Here is a 20,104-nt window from a genome sequence, read left to right as displayed (position 1 = left end):
TTTATTTTTAAAGAAAAAATAAAAAGGATTTTCACTTCAATCAGGGCTAGGCATATGATTAGTCGATTAACAGTGTAGTTATATTAAAACTTAGTGTCCATTTTGATATAATCTAAAAACTCTCTACGTGCTTGTGGGTCTTTAAATTTTCCTCCAAATTCTGAAGTTACTGTACTACTTTCAATATCGCTAATTCCTCTTGAATTGACACATAAGTGTTTTGCATCTATCACACAAGCAACATCATCTGTTCCTAAAGCTTGTTGTAGTTCCTGAACAATTTGCATCGTCAATCGCTCTTGCACTTGAGGTCTTTTAGAGTAATATTCCACAATACGGTTCATCTTTGAAAGACCAATTACAGTACCATTAGAAATATAAGCTACATGCGCTCTTCCTATAATTGGTAATAAGTGGTGCTCACAAGTTGAGTATAATGTAATGTTTTTTTCAACTAGCATTTCACCATATTTGTAATTGTTATCAAAGGTGGATGCTTTTGGTTTTTTAGCAGGGTTTAAACCCCCAAAAATTTCTTTGACAAACATTTTTGCAACACGATTAGGTGTTCCTTTCATACTATCATCGGTCAAATCCATTCCTAATGTCAATAGGATACTTTCAACGTCTTTTTTTATTTTTTCAATTTTTTCATCATCAGTAATGTCAAACGCATCCTCTCTTACTGGGTTTTTTGCACATGAAGCAATATGATTATCACCTATTTCATCATGTAATTCTTCCTTATTTATCATTAAAAGCTACTATTATTGTGGGTGTATATTTTTAGGCCGTAAAGATAATTAATAAAAACTAAAGAATTTCTAAAGCTTTTGATAATTAATCATCTCTTTTTAATGCTTGTTTTAATCTCAGCAGATATGTGATTTTAAAATGAACAAAGGCAATAACAGTAAAGCTGTTATTGCCTTTGTAAATATATTGAGTCACTATATTGTAAAAACTTTGCTTAAGTAACGCTTTATTCTAATTAGCGCGCATTGTAAGCAATAATAGCTTCTTTAAGAATGTGTACTGCAGTAATTAAATCCTCTTTCTTTAAAACATATGCTATTCTTACTTGGTTTAAACCAACTCCAGGAGTCGAATAAAAGCCAGCAGCAGGTGCTACCATAACTGTTTCTCCATTGTAGTCGTAACTTTCTAAAAGCCATTGTGCAAAATCATCAGCATTAGCGATTGGAAGCTCAGCAATGCAGTAGAAAGCTCCTTTTGGAGTAGCAACTTTTACACCTTCAATTTTATTTAATTCGGCAATTAGTGTGTCTCTTCGTTCTCTGTACTCTGAAATAACTTCATCAAAATAGCTTTGAGGAGTGTCTAAAGCGGCCTCACTTGCTACTTGAGCAAAGGTAGGTGGACTTAATCTTGCTTGTGCAAATTTCATTGCAGTAGCCATTAATTCTTTATTTTTTGAAACAATACAACCTATTCGAGCTCCACACATGCTGTATCTTTTTGAAACTGAATCAATCATGATTGCGTTTTCTTCAAGACCTGGAATGTTCATCACAGAGTAATGTACATCGCCATCATAAGTAAATTCTCTATAAACTTCATCAGCAATTAAGAACAAATCATGCTTTTTCACTAGCTCAGCTAGCTGCATAATTTCTTCTTTAGAATACAAATAACCAGTTGGATTACCAGGGTTACAGATAAGTATTGCTTTGGTTTTTGGTGTAATAAGTTTTTCAAAATCGGCAATAGGAGGTAAGGCAAAACCAGTATCAATAGAAGAGATAACAGGAATGACAGCTACTCCAGAAGCCGTTGAAAAACCATTATAGTTAGCATAAAATGGCTCAGGAATAATGATTTCGTCCCCTTGATCCATTGTACTTCCCATTGCAAAAAGTAAGGCTTCAGATCCACCAGTAGTGATAATGATATCCTCAGTATTAATAGGTAATCCTTGATTTTTGTAAAACTGAGATAATTTGTTTCTATAGCTTTCAAAACCAGCAGAATGGCTGTATTCTAATATTTTTATATCAATATTTTTAACCGCTTCCATCGCAACTTCAGGGGTTTTAATATCTGGCTGACCAATGTTTAAATGGTAGACTTTGTTTCCTTTTTTCTTTGCAATTTCTGAGTAAGGAACTAATTTACGTATCGGTGATTCAGGCATTTGCTTGCCTTTGTGTGATATTTTTGGCATAATTCTAATTATTGAATTGCAAATTTGCGATTTTTTTTTCGAAAGTAATACCGTCAATCCGCCTATTTATTGTTAAATAAGCAGTTTTAAGTTAAATTTTTAGTAAATTTATGGAAAGCATCGTTTATGAAAAAATTAGCATCAATACTATTTTTGATTCTATATGGCTTACCTATTTTGGCTCAGCCTGGTTTTCTATTTAAAAAAGATGTGAACCGCGTGAGCATTCCATTTCAACTGATTAACAACTTAGTTTTTATACCCTTACAAGTTAATGGAGTAGAGTTAACCTTTTTATTAGACTCCGGAGTAGAAGAAACCGTTCTATTTAGTTTAGAAGACAAGCAAGAAGTAGATCTAAAAAATACAGAAACCATAAGTTTAAGAGGTTTAGGAAGTGCTGATGCTATCGAAGGTTTAAAATCCACTGGTAATATACTAGAGATAAAAGAAATGCAGTCTAGGAATCATTTGTTATATATAATTCTCGATCAAGAATTTAATCTCTCCTCACATATAGGAATTCCCGTAAACGGCATCATTGGATATTCTTTTTTTAAAAATCATTTATTAGAAATTAATTATCAAAAAAAACGAATTTACTTTCATAAAGAAAGAGTAAAAAAGAGAAATAAAATTGAAAGACGGTACAACAAAATTCCTATTTCTATTGAAAGAGCTAAACCCTATGTGAATAGTATTGTAGTTATGGGAAATCAAGCCGTTCCAGTCAAATTATTAGTAGACATTGGAAATAGTGACGCTGTGTGGCTTTTTGATAATGTAATAGAAAATATTAAAGTACCCGAACGAAATTTTGACGATTATCTGGGTAAAGGTTTTAGTGGAGATGTCCTAGGGAAACGAGCGATCATTACAGAATTTCAAATTGGGGATTTTAAATTTGAAAGACCTATAGCAGCTTTTCCAGATTCTATATCGCTTAAGCATGTTAAAATGGTTTCTGGCAGATTGGGTTCAGTAGGTGGAGAGATATTCAAACGATTTTCGGTGATATTTGATTACAAGAACAGTCTTCTTTACTTAAAGAAAAATGGGAACTACAAAAATCATTTTACCTATAATAAAAGTGGAATTGAAATCAGGCATACTGGAATGCAGTGGGTTAAGGAAACCGTTCATTTGCAAATGGAACCAAAATCTGGAGGCTATAACGGCTTGAATAATGAAGCAGTTTCAAATAATTTTAAGTATAAATTTCAACTTAAACCGGTTTATGAAATTTCTAATCTTCGAAAAAACTCTCCAGCAGCTAATTCTGGCTTAAGAGAAGGAGATATTTTAATTACTGTAAATAATAAATCGGCTCATAGTTATACCTTACAGCAAATCAATTCTTTCTTAAAATCAGAAGACGAAAAATGGATAACATTAGAGGTTGAACGAGACAGTCAGCTGTATAAATTTAGATTTAAGTTGATCAATATTTTATAAAAAAAAAGCTTCTTGAAATCAATTCAAGAAGCTTTTTATCTGTAAATCTAAATAGTTAGTTGGCTACAACTTCACCTTTTATTTTTAAAGGAACACGTCCTTCTTCATAATTAACGGCATTCGATTCAACGGTTAAAGTTTTTCTAATAGGACCGGGAACCATATTGTATCTTACATCAATTTTAGATGTTTTTCCAGGTAAAACGGTATCGTTTTGTTTGGATAAAACAGTGCAACTAGAGGTAGACTGAACCGCTGATATGATTAATGGCGCATCTCCTGTATTGGTAAAAATGAAGGATCTAACCCCATTGTCTTTCCCTTTAGTTATTGTTCCATAATCTATCGTATTATTGTCAGCTTTAAATTCAATTTTAGCTCCGCTTTGAGCAAATCCAATACTACTAAATAATATGACTGCTAATACTGTTGCTATTTTTTTCATTTTAAAATTTATTTTATAAAAGTAAATATAGTTTGTTTTAATTAGCACACAAATATTTATTTCTCTTTTTATAGTGTACTTAATTATTTACTTTTGTTCCCAATACAAATTACAAAAATCAGACCAAAGTATTTTTGATGAGTGAGTTAGTCTTTTAATCGACTAGTAAGCTTAGTATTAATAAGCAGTCTGACATGCAAATTAACGATTAATCGAATCCACTATACAATGACAATTCCTGCACAATTTGACGCCAAAACAATTGAGAATAAATGGTATGACTACTGGATGGAAAATAATTATTTCCATTCAGAACCAGACCATAGAACACCTTATACTATTGTAATTCCTCCTCCTAATGTGACTGGAGTACTGCATATGGGGCATATGTTAAATAATACAATTCAAGATGTTTTGATTCGTAGAGCACGTCTTAAAGGCTTCAACGCTTGTTGGGTTCCAGGAACAGATCATGCTTCTATTGCTACAGAAGCAAAGGTTGTTGCTAAATTGAAACAAGAAGGAATCAATAAGTCTGATTTAACTCGTGAGGAATTTCTACAACACGCTTACGATTGGACTGACAAATACGGTGGCGTAATTTTAGAGCAATTAAAAAAGCTAGGTGCGTCTTGCGACTGGGAACGTACAAAATTTACCATGGATCCTGATATGTCAGCATCTGTAATACGTTCTTTTGTTGATTTGTACAACAAAGGATTGATTTACCGTGGCTATAGAATGGTAAATTGGGATCCAGAAGCGAAAACTACTTTGTCAGATGAAGAAGTAATTTTCGAAGAACAACAAGGAAAATTATACTATATTCAATATAAAATTGAGGGAAGCGAAGACTTCTTGACAATTGCAACAACACGTCCTGAAACTATCTTTGGAGACAGTGCAATTTGTATTAATCCAAATGACGAACGTTTTGCTCATTTGAAAGGGAAGAAAGCCATTGTACCTATTTGTGGTCGTGTTATTCCTATTATAGAAGATGAATATGTAGATATCGAATTTGGAACAGGATGTTTAAAAGTGACCCCTGCTCACGATATGAATGATAAAACTCTGGGTGAAAAACACAATTTAGAGATTATTGATATCTTCAATGAAGATGCCACGATGAACAGTTTTGGTTTGCATTACCAAGGAAAAGATCGTTTTGTGGTTCGTGAAGAAGTTGCTAAAGAATTAGAAACTATTGGCGCTTTAGCAAAAACTGAAACGCATTTAAATAAAGTAGGAACTTCTGAAAGAACAAAAGCGGTTATCGAACCAAGATTATCAGATCAATGGTTCTTAAAAATGGAAGATTTAGTAAAACCAGCAATTCAATCGGTATTAGTGGATGGTGATATTAAATTACATCCTGCTCGTTTTAATAACACATATGCACATTGGTTGAACAACATACGCGACTGGAATATTTCTCGTCAATTGTGGTGGGGACAACAAATTCCGGCTTATTTCTATGGAGATGGTAAGGAAGATTTTGTAGTTGCTGAATCTATCGAAGAAGCATTAGTTTTAGCTAAAGAAAGAACGAATAACCAAAACTTAACAATCCAAGATCTTAAACAAGATGTTGATGCTTTAGATACTTGGTTTTCTTCTTGGCTATGGCCAATGTCTGTTTTTGGAGGAATCATGGATCCAGAAAGTGAAGATTTTAAATACTATTATCCAACAAATGATTTAGTTACAGGTCCAGATATTTTATTTTTCTGGGTAGCTAGAATGATCATTGCAGGTTATGAATATACAGGTAAAAAACCTTTTACAAATGTTTATTTGACTGGTTTAGTTCGTGACAAGCAAAGACGTAAAATGTCTAAATCGTTAGGGAATTCACCTGATCCTTTAGATTTGATTGAGAAGTTTGGTGCCGATGGGGTTCGTGTAGGTCTGCTATTAAGCGCCTCTGCAGGAAACGACATTATGTTTGATGAAGAGTTGTGTAACCAAGGAAAAGGCTTTACTAATAAAATCTGGAATGCTTTCAAATTAATCAAAGGATGGGAAGTTTCGGATGCAATTCCGCAACCAGAATCTTCTAAAGTGGCGATTGAATGGTATGAGGCGAAGTTGCAACAGACACTTTTAGAGATAGAAGACAACTTTGAAAAATACAGAATTTCTGAAGCGTTAATGGGAACTTATAAATTAGTTTGGGACGATTTCTGTTCATGGTTCCTAGAGATGATCAAACCAGGATACCAGCAGCCTATTGACAGTGTAACTTTTGCGAAAGCGATAGAAATGCTTGAAAATAACTTGAAATTATTACATCCATTTATGCCTTTCTTAACTGAAGAGATCTGGCAGTTTATTGCACCTAGAACTAAAGAAGAAGCATTAATCGTAGCAACTTGGCCAGAAATGAAGCCATTCGATGCTGCCTTGATTGCTGATTTTGAAAATACCATGGAAGTAATCTCTGGAGTAAGAACAATCCGTAAGGACAAGAACATTCCGTTTAAAGATGCTATTGAGTTAAAAGCAATTAATAACGAAAGTACAACTACTTATTTTGATTCGGTTGTAACCAAATTAGGGAATATTACATCGCTAGAATATGTTTCTGATAAAGTAGAAGGAGCATTGTCTTACCGTGTGAATTCAAATGAATACTTTATTCCGATCACTGGAAATATTAATGTAGAAGAAGAAATTGCTAAATTAACAGCGGAATTAAATTATACCAAAGGTTTCTTGAAATCAGTACAAGGAAAGCTGTCTAATGAAAAATTTGTGAACGGTGCGCCAGAAAAAGTTTTGGCAAATGAAAAACAAAAAGAAGCAGATGCTTTGGCAAAAATTGAAACTATTGAGCAAAGTTTAGCAGGATTGAAATAAATCCAATTTGCTTTAAAATAAAAAAATCCCATTCGCTGTAGCGAATGGGACTTTTTATTCCATTGTACTTTTATGAGAACAAAAACAAGAAGATCAAAGGAAATATAACTCCTGCTACAGCTAGTTTCCAGCCTCTGTTTTTCCAACTAAATTTTCCAGCTTTAATCATTATTGTGCCTGTTAATGCTATAATAATTAAGCTTATTGCAAAAATATCCGAATAATAAATCCAAAAATTAGACGTATTTTTATGTAAGGACATGGATTGACTTATAATAGGCGTTTTAAAGAACGACACAATTTCTCCTTTTCCTGTTTCCATATCAATTTCGACATCATGTTTTTCAAAAGAAATTTTATATGTTCCTTTTTTGACCGCTTGGCGTCTCATTTTATCTTGTATGCCTAATTTTTCTCCTAGCTCTTTTGCAAAGTCTTCATTAAGCTGGTTTTCTTCAGGTAGTTGCACTTCAATAGCTTTGGTTTCAGTGGTGTATTTTTCGGGATGCCAAGAATCTCTATGATTCATCATTAGGCCCGAAAAAGCAAATGACACAATTAGTCCGATATAGAAGTACCCTAAATCACGGTGTAAATTTCTAAAGTTGATTTTTTTCATGTTTATAGTTTAAGACGTCTTTTTAGGACCAAAAATAAATAAAAAGGTTTAATTAAAATTTATACTTTAAAGAGGTCATGATTTGTCGGGGTGCAATAGGGTTTGCACTGTAGTTTTCATGTACTGTATAGTTAAGCGTGTTGGCAATATTTGATAGTTTACATAGTATAGCTATTTTTCTCCAAGTATAGCCAGCTGAGAAATCTACCGTTGTGTAGCCGTCAATAGGAACTTCACGGTCGTTAATCGTTGTTGCAGCTGTCGTTGCGTTAACAACTAACTGATTATTCCATCCTGCAATGCGATTGCCTATGTAATTTGCAGCAGATCCTACTGACAATCCTCTTAATATTCCTGATGGTATTGTATAAAAGAAGCTTAGATTCGCGGTATTGGCTGGTGTTCTAGCCAGACGATCGCCTTCAATAAAACTACCATTTAAACCGGATGTTTTGGTGTAACGCATGTCATTGTAACTGTAGCCTGCAATGATGTTTAAACCTTCTATGGGCCTTGCTGTTACATCCAGTTCCACTCCTTTACTTTTGGTAGCACCACTTAAAACTTTGATGCTAGAATCAGTATTATTCGAACCATCTGCTTTAAATTCTGCTGTTTGTGCTAAGTTGCTATTCTCAATTTGGTACAGGGTAAAATTTGTAGAAAGTTTGCCGTTCCAGAAGTCTTTTTTGATTCCCAGTTCGTATTGATCAATTATGGATGGTTTGATTACTTTTAAATCTACTGTAGTTCCTGAGTTAGGGGTAAAAGAATTAGCATAGCTAGCAAATAATGAAACTGCCGTTGTAGGTTGGTATACTAAACCCACTTTAGGTGTAAAAGCTTGATCGACACGATTAGGATCTGTTTTATAAGCCGTGGGCGTTACTGTTAAATCTTGTGTTTTTATTTTTGCTTCTTGCCAAGACCAACGAATTCCAGCCAATACTTTCAATTTTTCGGTTAATGAAACTAAATCTTGAGCGTAAATTCCTAAACGATTGGTATCTGTATTTACAATTTTAGTAACTGCAGCATCAGGAACGGCTCCTCCTTGGTCAAAATTTTCAAAGTCATAGATGTTACCACTGCCGTAAGTAGCATTGCTAAATTTAAAAGTATATGCCGTCACCGAAGCGTTTTCAAAATCAATTCCTGTAAACAGTTGGTGTTTGATTTTTCCTATGTAAAAATTTCCATTGAAGCTTAATTGCTCTGCTACTATTTGCTCTTGATTTTTATTTTGACCTAATGGTCTAGACCAATCTCCATTTGCCGCTGGCTGGATTCGTTCTGTTCCTTTTGAGGTTCTATTGTAATCCTGAAAGGATGAATTAAAGTCTAATTTCCAGTTGTCATTAAAGCTATGATTTACTAATGCAGATACGCTACTTTGTGTTGTTTGTCCGTTAGACCAAGTTGCACCTAAGTATGTGTTTCTAGGAACGTTTGCAGTTTCTTTACCAATAATTCCCGTTCCAAAATCTGGAGTCCAATCATCGTGCAAGTAATCTCCTTGTAGCGTAATATTTGTTTGTGTGCTAATTTGAAATAATAGCGAAGGATTGATATAGTAACGTTCTTTTTTGACAACGTCTCTAAAGCTTTCTGAGTTTTCATACGATCCCGTAAAACGGTAAGCAATACTATTATTTAAAGGGCCATAAATATCAATAGAGGGTTTATAAAATGCATAACTCCCCATTTGCATGCTTATTTCACCACCTTTTTCAAAAGAAGGTTTTTTAGTAACCATATTCAAGATGCCTCCCGGAGCTACGTTTCCAAAAAATAATGCAGCGCTACCTTTTAAAAGTTCCACACGTTCTAATGAAGAAACCTCTGGAATAGAACCGTTAGTAAAACGAAATCCATTTTTGAACATATTGTTAGCTGACATGTCGTAGCCTCTTGACCAGAAAGACTCTTGAGAGCCACCTCTTGCGGATCCTACATATACTCCGTTAGCATTTTTGATAACATCACTCAAACGCACAGCTTGCTGCTGCCCAATAACTTCACTGTTGATTACTTGAATGCTTTGCGGAATGTCCATTGGTTTTAAACCAGAACGAACTGCATTGATCACTTTTTTCTGCTGGTTTGCCCTTACAATTACTTCTTGTAAGGATTCGCTTTTTTTATTTTTAATAGTGTCTAATGCTACTGCGGTATGGATTTGCGGGCTAGCTGGGTTATGATTACTTTTTCTGTTTTGACTGTGAACAGAATAACAAGTTAGAAGGCTAACTGTAGCGAGTATTATTGCTTTCATTTATTTAGATTGATTTAAAATAACGACGCGAATTTACATGCTTTTCTGATATTTGCAATACTTATTTAGACTTATTATATATAATATTTTTAATAAATTGTTTTTCAGTTATTTATGCCAAAAAAAAAACCTTGCTAACTGTAGCAAGGTTTAAAACTCTTTATTTGTATTTGTTATTTTTCTTTTTCTTTTTGTTTCTTCCCCACCATATTAGAGTGCCAGTAATGGGTAAACTAGCGATTAACAAACTAATAAGAAAGGCAAAAATTTTTCCGGCTAAGCCAAAGATTCCACCAGTATGTATATCATAATTCATCTTCATTAGTTGATCAGCAATTGCATCATTTTTTGTTCTTCCCCAAAGATGATTCACGTTGATTTCTTTTAAGGAATATTGGTCAAAATAGCGGTAATCGATACTAGTATAAGTTTCTTTATCACTATTAGCATTAGCCGCTATAGATGAGCTATCCGTTTCTGGTGGGTGTACCTCTATAGATTCTGCTTCTGGATACTCTTTTACCATTATATGCCAAACGGCATCTAGCGGTGCTACTTTTTTAACTTTATCATGTGGTTCCGCTGTTGAGCTTGGCTCTTCATACAGTAAAGATTTTTCTCCTCCTAAAATTTTGTAATACGAAAAGGCAAACCATTGAAACCCCCAAACTAGTCCTGTTACGGCAAAAATGAACGCAATTATCAACACATAAAAGCCAGTAACATTATGCAAATCATAATTTTTTCTTTTCCATTTCATTCCTTTTTTCCAGTTAAAAGAAAAGCGCTGTTTTGCTGCATTTTTATTTTTGGGATACCATAAAATAAAGCCGGAGATAATGAGTATCAGGAAAATTAAAGTTGCCGTTGCAACTACAATTTGCCCGATGGCATCAGGAAGCCATAGATAAAAATGACCATCTAAGATAAAGTGAAAAAATCCCGTTTCATTATCGACCGTTTTTAATACCTCACCAGTGTAGGGATTAAGATAGCTAGTGTAATAATAAGTGGGTTCATAATGAAAGAAAATGGCTTCTACAGCATCAGTTTTAGTATTGTATTTTAAAGCATGAATTGTTTTGTTAGGTAGTTCTTTTTGGGCTATTTCAAGCAATTGAGAAGGGGGCAAAAATGCAGCATTTTGTTCCTGCACAAAACGATAAGGTTCTGTAAGGTTCTGAATTTCGGCCTGAAATGCATACAAACATCCTGTAATAGCAATGATAAAAACAATTATTCCTGAGGACAATCCTAACCATAAATGAAGTACTCCGATTGCTTTTTTAAAACTCATTTTCATGTGGTGTAAAAATTAGAATAACTCCGCTTAGATAAAGCGGAGTTATAAGTTATTCAATTTAATTGTTCTTAAAATTTATAGGCAACAGTTACTCTTGCATTTGTACCTGCTTCTGCTTGCCAATAGAACATATCCGTGTAATCATAATATCCTCCTGAATACAGGTATTTGTTCAAGATATTATTGACAACTAAGTTCACAGAGATTTTGTTTTTTTGATAAGAAACTCCTCCATCTAAGCGGAAGTAATCAGGTAACATTCCTGTGTTGTCAGGAGATATGTACCAAGGCGCTCTTTTTACTTGGTATTGGTACCCTAATGAAAAGCCTACACCATTTAAAATTCCTCTGTCTACTTTATAATTTAACCATGCATTTTGAATGTGTCTGGTTGTTCCTGCTACTTGATTTCCTACAAGATCTTCGTTAGTATCTTTGGTAGTTTTTCCTTCAGTAAAGGCATAATTTAATATTAAATCTAAGTTTTTAAAGATTTCTCCTCTTATGTCCACTTCAAAACCTTTTGTTTTTTGTTGCCCACTTTCTCTACTAAATTGGTTTGTTGAATTAGAGTGTTCAGCATCTAATGTAAGGACATTGTTCTTTGTGATTTGGTATAATGAAACCACCGAATTCCATTTTCCGTTCAACCAATCTCTTTTTAGACCTAACTCAATATTTCCTCCAGTTTCAGGATTGAAGGCATTTCCTTGCCAGTCTGAACCATAGTTTTCATTGAATGATTGGTCATTTACAAAATAGGCTGAAGTGTTTTTATCTATTGAATAACTCAAACCTACTCTAGGCGTAAATCTTGAATTTTTTGTGTCTCCAGAATAGTAGTTTCCAGATTTTAACACCGTATATCTTCCTGCTAATGTCAGTCTCAATTTATTATCTAAGAAACCTAACTCATCTTGTATATACAAGGCCTTATAATTGTTTTGATATTTTACTCCTCTATCTTCTAAACTTTGGCTTCTATCAAAAGTAGGCGACGCTGCTAATGTTCCATGAACAGGATTATAGATATCTAAATCAGGCATTGTAAAATATTGCATCCAGTCATGGTAAAAGGTTTTATCACTTAAATCGACTCCAGATAATATTTTATGTGTTACCGCTCCTGTTTGTACATTACCATTTACATACGCTTGACCTACATAAATTTTTCCTAAAATATCCCAAATACTTCCGGCACGTTTTAAAATAGCATCATTAGTAGTATCAAAACCATTAGGCCATAAGGATAGTCCTTCTTGTTGGTAATTCAAGTAGGATGACTGTGCTGTAAATTTCCAGTTGTCATTAATTTTATGCTCTACAATAGCAAGAATATTTCTTTCTGTCATTTTTGTAGGGTCTAGGTTAGCTTCAGAAGTAGTTGCTGTTCTTGGTAAATCAGCATAGCCTCTGTGCGAAAATAAATAGTTAGAACCTACAGCATTTACTTTAGAGAATTGCTGAGTGTACTCAAGCGTGATGGCGGTTTTATCACTAACTAGGTATTTTAAGACTGGTGCAAAACTGTAGCGGTCATTGAAATCAAAGTCACGGTAACTTCCTTTCTTTTCTCCCATTACATTGATGCGGTACAATAGTTTTCCGTTATTCGTTAATTTTCCGTCCAAATCTAATGTTCCTCTATACATATCAAAACTTCCTAAAGTAAAGCTAGCTTCTCCTTTAGTTCTTCCGCTAGGTTTTTTAGTAACTACATTATAAAAACCACTCGGATTTCCATTTGCTAGCATAAAACCTGCTGGACCTTTAACGAATTCAATGCGTTCCACCATACTCATGTCTTCAGTAAGTGGTCCCCAAGTAGAACTCATATTCATACCGTTTCTAAAAGCGGCAACCTGACTTCCTCTCATCGTTATATTTGCATAATTATCCCAGTGCTCTACTCTTGTAGCTCCACTAACATTACGGGTAACTCCTTCTAACATACTAAAGATCTGCTGATCATTGATCAGTTTCCCAGTGATAACCTGTATGTTTTGCGGAATTTCAATTATGGGCGATTGTAAACGTAGCGATGACGAAATTCTATTGGTTTTAAAAGCACTTTTATTACTTAAAATAACCACCTGATTTAATTCATTGTTAGACAAAGTCAGTGTTATGTCTACTGTGCTGGTTTCATTATTTTTAACCGCTACTTCTTTCTCGATATCATTAGTACCTATTAGACTTACCACAAGAACATAGTTTCCTTCCTGTAAATTGTTTAGGGTAAACGCACCATCGTTATCTGTAATAGTGGTTCTGTTTTTTCCTTTTATTGTAATGGTTACTCCCTCTGCCGCCTTATTAGCACTGGTATGAACCGTTCCTTTAATCGCCGCTGTGGGTTGTTGTCCAAATGCGGAATTCACTGAGATTAATGACAGACATAGCAGTAAAAAGTAGGCTGGCATTCTTTTATTAAAATAGTACATGGTAAAAAATAATTAAGGTTATGTATTTATTCTTATTTAGAACTAATAAGAATAATGCAAATCTATATTTTAATTTTTATTTAACAATGACTATTTAGATTAAATAAAAATAAAATTTTTACTACATTGTTTTACAGTGATTTAAAATAGTAATTTTTAATACCCAACTTAAAGATTGACAGTAAGATCCTTGACATAAATTTAATTTTTCAGAATTTGTATATAGTTTCAAGGTAAATTAGGAGCAGTTACTATGATTTTTGATAGCTGCTAAACGGTATTTCCTATTTTAGTTTTGAAAATTATTAAGTTTGCATTGTCAAAAGCAGTGCGATATATTTTCATAGCTTGATTCATAAATACATCCATGATACAATCGTACTTACTAAAAATCCAGAATTCCCCCAAGGGATTTAGAATCGCAAATACCGTGTTTTTTTTCATGTCAGGTTTTGGATATTCCTCGTGGGCATCTCGTATTCCAGCCATTAAATCGCAACTGCATTTGAGTGAAGCGGAGTTTGGTGCTGTGTTATTTGCCTTGCCGATAGGTTTAATGCTAACAATGCCCATTACCGGTAGACTGTTAAACAAATTGAGCAGCCGCTACTGCATGTTAATAGGAGCAATATTATTTAATATTGTGTTGGCTCTGCCAGGTTTTGCTGCCTTTGTTTGGCAACTAGTCATTATTCTGTTGCTATTTGGTTCTTCGCGCAACATTCTTAATTTATCAATGAATGCACAGGCCTTAGAAGTTCAAAAACTATATCCTAAATCAATAATGACCACCTTTCATGCCGTGTGGAGTTTGGCGGGATTTATAGGCGCAGGCTTAGGCTATGTAATGGTTACACAACATATTGCACCTTCCTATCATTTGTTAGGAATAAGTGTGGCTATGATGGCGGTTACTTTTTGGTTTTATCCTCAAACAATTCATACTGCCCCTTTAAAAGAGAAGAAAAAATTCTTCTCCATGCCCGATAAAAATTTACTAAAGTTTGCTATAATTTGTTTTGTATCTATGGCTTGCGAAAATACAATGTACGACTGGAGTGGAATCTATTTCCAAAATATTTTGCAGGCTTCGGCTAAGTGGACTACTGCCGCTTTTGTGTTTTTTATGACAGCAGTTACCTTAGGTCGTTTCCTAGGAGATTATGCCGTGAGTAAATACGGAATAAAAAACATATTATTCTACAGCGGTGTTTTTATGAGCTCTGGTTTTTTGATCTGTTTTTTCTTCCCTTTTATTGTAACGACCATTATAGGTTACTTTATGATAGGAGTAGGAGTTTCTTGCGTAGTACCACTAGTATTTAGCATTGCAGGAAAATCAAAAAGCTTGAGTAGTGGTACTGCGCTTACTTCCATTTCAACCATTGGTTACTTAGGGTTTTTAGTGGTGCCGCCCATGGTGGGCTTCATTTCAGAGGTTTTAAGTATGAAATGGGCCTTTTTAATAATGGCTCTATTAGGAGCTGTGATGATAGTAATGGTCAACAAGATTGCCGAAGAGAAAGCTTAACTTGTGGTTATATTCCGTTCTGATCAATACTACTTGACTTTCTTCATTGTGTATTTTTCAGAACTCGGTTTACCCGATTGTGTACCCGAAATTTCAGCTATTAATTGATCTGGAGCGGGATTTGTATAACTTATTTTTTGAGGATAATCGTGTGCTGGATTCTCAAAAACCAATTCCTTTTCAGTCGAAGTTGTTAATTTAAAAGTGACTGGCTTATCATTGTTTTGTCCTTTTACTGTTGCAGTATAGGTCAACTCTTCTCCTTTTTGTTGCAATTGTATCGTTTCAAAGTGGATGGTGTCTTTTGCTTTGATAAAGTACGACTGTCCTTCAAAAGTACTGTCATTTGCTTTAGTCCAAATTTCTTTTAAACTACCTTCTGCAGTTTTGTTTTCCCAAGATCCTAAAATCCAGCGTGCGCCATTTATTTTCTCTTTTTCTGTAGCTTCAGATGTACTCGAGTCTGATTTTTTACAAGAGATAAACAGTACAATTAGTGTTAGGAAAGCTATTTTTTTAAACATGATCTTTGAAATTATTGTTGGATATATAGATACAAAATTAGGAAAAATAAACACAACTAGCCCAGATAAAAGCGGCATCTCCCGATTTAGAAAAACAAGGCTTTTTTAGCCGTAGTTTTTATTAGCGGGAATATAGCGGATAGCTGGATAAAGCTCCTACTAAAAAGCTGTAATTTAAAAACCTGTTTTCAATATAGAATGAACCAATTCTTTGGTAGGTTTTTGATTTTTTAGTTTTTCCCGAACCAGATCAAAAGTCACTTTAAAATCGCAACCCATTTTATAGTCGCTACAACCATAAGCAGTATTTCCTTTTATTACGTTCCCTTTTTGGCATTTAGGACACGAAAGTGCATCAGCGGTTGTTCTCTTTTCTGAAGCGGGAGTAGGAGCGGCAGTTTTCTTAGGTTCTAATTTTAAATCAAAATTGTCATCAAAACGCAGTAAACCTTCAGCGCTACCAGCCTCAGTTTTAAAATCTTTCAGGTTTACTGTTGATCCTTTTTGAAGTAATCGCAGGTATTGGTTTTCGGATATTTTTTTATCAGCAAAAGTAAAAGGCAAAACAAAGTTGCAGCCCAACTTATAGTTACCGCAGCCATAAGCTGATTTCCCAGCTATAAGTGTGGCCTTTTTACATTTAGGGCAGGTTTCTGCCGATATTCCTGCAGCTTTCTTTTTCTCTGCTTTTGCTTCTTGTTTTTGAATGTGTCCTACATGCGAAATGTTAGCCCGCTTGGTCTCGCTGCGCACTTCATACACGAGCGCATCTACCATACGCTTCATGTTATTAATGAAAGCGCCAGCGGTAAAAGTACCTTTTTCAATGTCTTTTAGTTGCTTTTCCCAAGAACCTGTCAACTCCGCCGACTTCACCATTTCATTTTGAATGGTATCTATCAATTGAATTCCCGTAGGTGTGGGTAAGACTTGTTTTTTGTTCCTGACGATGTATTGGCGTTTGAATAAAGTTTCAATAATATTCGCTCGTGTTGACGGTCGGCCGATGCCATTTTCCTTCATCAACTCGCGTAAATCCTCATCGTCGACTTGTTTCCCTGCGGTTTCCATAGCACGCAATAAAGTAGCCTCGGTAAACTGATTGGGTGGCTTGGTTTCCTTTTCTAAAAACGAAGGTTGATGAGGTCCTTTTTCACCTTTTATGAAGCTTGGTAAAATATCGGCTTCTTTTTCTTTGGCGTTTGGATCTTCAAAAACAATGCGCCATCCTTTGGTTAAAATTTCTTTTCCAGTGGTTTTAAAATGTACATCGGCGGCTTTACCAATAACTGTAGTATTGGCTACCGAACAATCGTCATAAAAGACCGCGATAAAACGCTTTGTAATAATATCATACACTTGCTGCTGATTGTATTGCAAGTTTGATTGGATTCCAGTTGGGATTATCGCATGGTGATCTGTTACTTTTTTATCGTTGAAAACCTTAGTCGATTTTTTTATTTTCTTGCCTAAAAGTGGTTCCGTCAAAGCAGCATAATTCGTTAGTTTTTGCAGAATTCCCGGTACTTTTGGATAAATATCGTTGGGTAAAAAAGTGGTATCTACTCTAGGATAGGTAACTACTTTTTGTTCGTATAAGGTTTGGGCAATTTTGAGTGTTTCCTCTGCTGAGAAACCAAATTTGGTATTGCAATACACTTGCAGTCCGGTTAAGTCAAACAGTTTTGGCGCAAACTCATTTCCTTTCTTTTTTTCGACCGAAACAATTTCGAACTCACTTTCTTTGACTTTATTGGCTAGAAATTCTCCGTCTTCTTTTTTCAAAAAGCGGCCTTCCTCATAGCTAAAAAGTGTTTCTCTATATAAAGTTTGCAGCTCCCAGTAGGGTTGCGGTTTGAAATTTTCAATTTCTTTCCAGCGATCCACAACCATCGCTAATGTAGGCGTTTGCACGCGACCAATGGACAAAACTTGTTTGTAACCACCATGTTTTACGGTGTACAAACGCGTGGCATTCATACCCAGTAACCAGTCGCCAATGGCTCTAGAAAATCCCGCATAATATAAATTATCGTAGTTGGCAGATGGTTTTAGATTTTCAAAACCCTCTTTGATGGCTTCGGTGGTTAGAGACGAAATCCATAAGCGTTGTACCTCGCCTTTGTAATTGGCTTCGTTCATCACCCAGCGCTGAATCAATTCTCCTTCTTGTCCAGCATCCCCGCAGTTGATGACCAAAGTAGCTTTGTCAAACAATCCTTTTATTATTTTGAATTGTTTTTGAATCCCTGAATTCTGAACGACTTTCGTCTCAAATTTTTCAGGAAGCATTGGCAGGTTATTCAAATCCCAGCTTTTCCAGTAGGGTTTGTAATCGTTAGGTTCTTTTAAGGTGCATAAATGTCCAAAAGTATAGGTCACCGCATAGCCATTGCCTTCATAATAGCCATCATGCTTGGTATTAGCACCTAATACGGATGCGATTTCTCGTGCTACACTTGGTTTCTCGGCAATACAGACCTTCATTTTTCTCCTTCTAGTTTTGAAGCCGCAAATTAGGAATTTAGAAATTGGTATTAAAAAGAAATCTTCAGGAGTTATGAACGGCTAGGAGAGGAGAGAATTTTTAGGAGCAGTGCGAATGGTTTTTTCAAATACGTATGGTCCTGCTGTCCGCTGTATCTCTTCGCTATGCTGCGAGGATGCCGCTGCCATCAGGGCTAAAGAAAATGTTTTGTTTTCATAATTACGAATTTCACAAACATAAAATTGGACAAACAAATTTTTTACAAAAAACTAAGAATGAGTTCTCGATCGTACCAGTTGCAAAGAATTAACTTTAAGCTATTACCAAAGTTCATAATTCCACTTATTGGTCTTTAGATCATATTCAACGCTGATATTCTTTAGATAAGCAACATTTACTTTTGTCTGCTTATGTTTTTTAATTTCCCATTTCTTAACTTGACTTATTAATTCAATAGCATCTTTTTCAAATTCAGTAACTGGGAGATAACTTTTAAAGATTAGTTCTTTTCTTAAATGATTAATGGAATCATAAATAGGCAATAATTCTCTGGTAATGTTGACCGACTTTAGGTTTCCCTCTGAGTCAATGTGAAGACTTAGAATCGTAAATGGTTTTAAATAATCTTTTACTTTTCCTTTTTCTAAAATTGAATTGATGTCTGTAATATTTTTGCAGAAATTAAAATCATACTCATATTCATAAATGAAGTCTTCGATTTTAAATGAATTTCCATTGTCTAACATTTTTTGTTCGTTAGGCTGAATTGGATAGCTATCGAGAACTCTTGAATTAGAACAAATACCACTAAAATTTATTTTCCCGTTATTTTCGTATGCATAAACAATCCATTTTTCATTTTTTTTAGCCATCCAATCACATGAAGACCACTGTTTACTATATTTAGCTTCGGATTTCAAATCAAATGAAAGTGTTTTAGGAGCATCTCCATTTTTATAATGTTTTAAAATATCAAAAGTAATTTTATACGTTAGACTGTCTGCTGCGTAAACTTTTGAAATTATTTTACCTTCAAAAACATATTTCGAAGAATAGAACTCTAAAGCATTGTTACCACTGTCGCAATCACAAGAAAAACCTTTGAACGAAACAAGTAGGAATAGTAGTAAAGAAATTTTTTTCATAGTTTTCGTCGTTTACGCTAGAAATGTTTTATTCGTAAATTAAGTCCCTTTAATTAAATTACAATGTTTTTTCACTGTAATCAAGTTATCTGTTTATAGCTTTCTTTAGAGACATTACTTTTTATGACTACTTTTGATTACTGGGGGTTGTGCTGCTCTTTAAATTGTCAAATATACTTATGTGAGCCATCGCAACTAGGCATTTTTTTTGATAAACCACAAACACAATCATTGATCCCTTTGCCGTCTAGGATACGCGGAATGTATTTTTCGATTCGGGTTTCTCTTGTTTTGGGATTTTTGCTGGATGAAATATAAAGATTGTATGCTCTTTGCCTCCCTGGAGTTAACGCTTCAAAGGCTTTTTTTAAACTTGGATTTGTAGCCAAGGTATTTTGTAATTCAGGAACTAATTCCAGTTCCATATTATTTTTTAATTCGACTTTCAAACCCGCTTTTTCAATCTCTTTGGCCTCATAAATATAGTTTTTTATGATCGATGTTTGATCTGTAATTTCTTGTAAACTAGTAAATTTAAAAAACCGTACTGACTGACTATTTTCTCCCGGTTTAATTAATAGGTTGGCAGTATCTTGTAACAATACTCCTTTGAAAAAACTAAGCGTACAAAAAGTTTTGAAACTTCCTATAAGCACAACATTGTTTCCTTGAAAACTATAGCAAGGCGCGCGCCACTTAAATTCTTCAGTAAGGCCACAGGCCAGCAATAGTTGTCGCAATTCCTTCATTTCTGACTGCCAATTTTTGGCATTACTAATAAAGTCATCTACATTTGGATTCATATTCGTGCGCTTTAAAAACAGTACA

Annotated in this window: 14 protein-coding genes; 3 read left to right on the top strand and 11 right to left on the bottom strand. The window is 34.5% G+C overall.

The window, feature by feature from the left end; all coding sequences use genetic code 11:
• Positions 1-83: 83 nt before the first annotated feature.
• Both folE and ACEN2K_RS05580 read right to left on the bottom strand, forming a co-directional pair.
• Positions 84-755, bottom strand: coding sequence for a GTP cyclohydrolase I FolE (gene folE / locus ACEN2K_RS05585; RefSeq protein WP_441758339.1), 672 nt, complete (start codon positions 753-755; stop codon positions 84-86).
• A gap of 236 nt (positions 756-991) precedes the next feature.
• Complete coding sequence (locus ACEN2K_RS05580) at positions 992-2,185, bottom strand: pyridoxal phosphate-dependent aminotransferase (RefSeq protein WP_441758338.1); 1,194 nt, start codon at positions 2,183-2,185, stop codon at positions 992-994.
• A 126-nt stretch (positions 2,186-2,311) separates the two neighbouring features.
• On the opposite strand from ACEN2K_RS05580, the gene ACEN2K_RS05575 reads away from it, so the two are divergent.
• Positions 2,312-3,640, top strand: coding sequence for an aspartyl protease family protein (locus tag ACEN2K_RS05575; RefSeq protein WP_441758337.1), 1,329 nt, complete (start codon positions 2,312-2,314; stop codon positions 3,638-3,640).
• Between the two features lie 55 nt (positions 3,641-3,695).
• On the opposite strand, the gene ACEN2K_RS05570 is transcribed toward ACEN2K_RS05575, so the two are convergent.
• A complete protein-coding gene (locus ACEN2K_RS05570) occupies positions 3,696-4,085 on the bottom strand; it encodes a DUF1573 domain-containing protein (RefSeq protein WP_441758336.1) in 390 nt (129 codons plus the stop codon).
• Positions 4,086-4,313: 228 nt separating this feature from the next.
• On the opposite strand from ACEN2K_RS05570, the gene ACEN2K_RS05565 reads away from it, so the two are divergent.
• Positions 4,314-6,947: a valine--tRNA ligase gene (locus tag ACEN2K_RS05565; RefSeq protein WP_441758335.1), complete on the top strand. Its 2,634-nt coding sequence runs from the start codon at positions 4,314-4,316 to the stop codon at positions 6,945-6,947.
• Positions 6,948-7,017: 70 nt separating this feature from the next.
• Here the strand turns inward: ACEN2K_RS05565 and ACEN2K_RS05560 are convergent, their stop codons facing one another.
• From ACEN2K_RS05560 to ACEN2K_RS05545, 4 genes are all read right to left on the bottom strand, one after another.
• Entirely contained in the window at positions 7,018-7,566 is a 549-nt protein-coding gene (locus ACEN2K_RS05560; protein ID WP_441758334.1) for a PepSY-associated TM helix domain-containing protein, read from the bottom strand.
• Positions 7,567-7,618: 52 nt separating this feature from the next.
• The gene (locus ACEN2K_RS05555) at positions 7,619-9,841 is read right to left on the bottom strand and encodes a TonB-dependent siderophore receptor (protein WP_441758333.1); all 2,223 of its coding nucleotides are present in this window, start codon (positions 9,839-9,841) and stop codon (positions 7,619-7,621) included.
• Positions 9,842-10,001: 160 nt separating this feature from the next.
• The gene (locus tag ACEN2K_RS05550; RefSeq protein ID WP_441758332.1) at positions 10,002-11,138 is read right to left on the bottom strand and encodes a PepSY-associated TM helix domain-containing protein; all 1,137 of its coding nucleotides are present in this window, start codon (positions 11,136-11,138) and stop codon (positions 10,002-10,004) included.
• Positions 11,139-11,212: 74 nt separating this feature from the next.
• The gene (locus ACEN2K_RS05545; protein ID WP_441758331.1) at positions 11,213-13,588 is read right to left on the bottom strand and encodes a TonB-dependent siderophore receptor; all 2,376 of its coding nucleotides are present in this window, start codon (positions 13,586-13,588) and stop codon (positions 11,213-11,215) included.
• Between the two features lie 367 nt (positions 13,589-13,955).
• Here ACEN2K_RS05545 and ACEN2K_RS05540 point away from each other — a divergent pair, with 367 nt between their 5' ends.
• On the top strand, positions 13,956-15,119 hold the full coding sequence (locus ACEN2K_RS05540) for an MFS transporter (protein ID WP_441758330.1): 1,164 nt from the start codon (positions 13,956-13,958) through the stop codon (positions 15,117-15,119).
• 29 nt (positions 15,120-15,148) lie between these two features.
• On the opposite strand, the gene ACEN2K_RS05535 is transcribed toward ACEN2K_RS05540, so the two are convergent.
• The 4 genes from ACEN2K_RS05535 to ACEN2K_RS05520 form a co-directional block, all read right to left on the bottom strand.
• Positions 15,149-15,643 carry a DUF6265 family protein gene (locus ACEN2K_RS05535; RefSeq protein WP_441758329.1) on the bottom strand — a complete coding sequence of 165 codons (495 nt, stop codon included), beginning with the start codon at positions 15,641-15,643 and terminating at the stop codon, positions 15,149-15,151.
• A 174-nt stretch (positions 15,644-15,817) separates the two neighbouring features.
• A complete protein-coding gene (locus ACEN2K_RS05530; protein ID WP_441758328.1) occupies positions 15,818-18,130 on the bottom strand; it encodes a DNA topoisomerase 3 in 2,313 nt (770 codons plus the stop codon).
• 321 nt (positions 18,131-18,451) lie between these two features.
• On the bottom strand, positions 18,452-19,276 hold the full coding sequence (locus ACEN2K_RS05525) for a hypothetical protein (protein ID WP_441758327.1): 825 nt from the start codon (positions 19,274-19,276) through the stop codon (positions 18,452-18,454).
• Positions 19,277-19,443: 167 nt separating this feature from the next.
• Complete coding sequence (locus tag ACEN2K_RS05520) at positions 19,444-20,079, bottom strand: DUF1801 domain-containing protein (protein WP_441758326.1); 636 nt, start codon at positions 20,077-20,079, stop codon at positions 19,444-19,446.
• Positions 20,080-20,104 lie beyond the last annotated feature (25 nt).

The organism is Flavobacterium sp. W21_SRS_FM3, from assembly GCF_052113625.1.
GTDB lineage: Bacteria > Bacteroidota > Bacteroidia > Flavobacteriales > Flavobacteriaceae > Flavobacterium.
This window is presented reverse-complemented; position numbering and strand designations above follow the sequence as displayed.

Excerpts from the sequence above, each read along its gene's own strand:
- ACEN2K_RS05520 (WP_441758326.1), bottom strand. The coding sequence starts at position 20,079 with ATGAATCCAAATGTAGATGACTTTATTAGTAATGCCAAAAATTGGCAG.
- ACEN2K_RS05535 (WP_441758329.1), bottom strand. The coding sequence starts at position 15,643 with ATGTTTAAAAAAATAGCTTTCCTAACACTAATTGTACTGTTTATCTCT.
- ACEN2K_RS05545 (WP_441758331.1), bottom strand. The coding sequence starts at position 13,588 with ATGTACTATTTTAATAAAAGAATGCCAGCCTACTTTTTACTGCTATGT.
- ACEN2K_RS05560 (WP_441758334.1), bottom strand. The coding sequence starts at position 7,566 with ATGAAAAAAATCAACTTTAGAAATTTACACCGTGATTTAGGGTACTTC.
- folE (WP_441758339.1), bottom strand. The coding sequence starts at position 755 with ATGATAAATAAGGAAGAATTACATGATGAAATAGGTGATAATCATATT.
- ACEN2K_RS05525 (WP_441758327.1), bottom strand. The coding sequence starts at position 19,276 with ATGAAAAAAATTTCTTTACTACTATTCCTACTTGTTTCGTTCAAAGGT.
- ACEN2K_RS05580 (WP_441758338.1), bottom strand. The coding sequence starts at position 2,185 with ATGCCAAAAATATCACACAAAGGCAAGCAAATGCCTGAATCACCGATA.
- ACEN2K_RS05550 (WP_441758332.1), bottom strand. The coding sequence starts at position 11,138 with ATGAGTTTTAAAAAAGCAATCGGAGTACTTCATTTATGGTTAGGATTG.
- ACEN2K_RS05565 (WP_441758335.1), top strand. The coding sequence starts at position 4,314 with ATGACAATTCCTGCACAATTTGACGCCAAAACAATTGAGAATAAATGG.
- ACEN2K_RS05555 (WP_441758333.1), bottom strand. The coding sequence starts at position 9,841 with ATGAAAGCAATAATACTCGCTACAGTTAGCCTTCTAACTTGTTATTCT.
- ACEN2K_RS05570 (WP_441758336.1), bottom strand. The coding sequence starts at position 4,085 with ATGAAAAAAATAGCAACAGTATTAGCAGTCATATTATTTAGTAGTATT.
- ACEN2K_RS05530 (WP_441758328.1), bottom strand. The coding sequence starts at position 18,130 with ATGAAGGTCTGTATTGCCGAGAAACCAAGTGTAGCACGAGAAATCGCA.
- ACEN2K_RS05575 (WP_441758337.1), top strand. The coding sequence starts at position 2,312 with ATGAAAAAATTAGCATCAATACTATTTTTGATTCTATATGGCTTACCT.
- ACEN2K_RS05540 (WP_441758330.1), top strand. The coding sequence starts at position 13,956 with ATGATACAATCGTACTTACTAAAAATCCAGAATTCCCCCAAGGGATTT.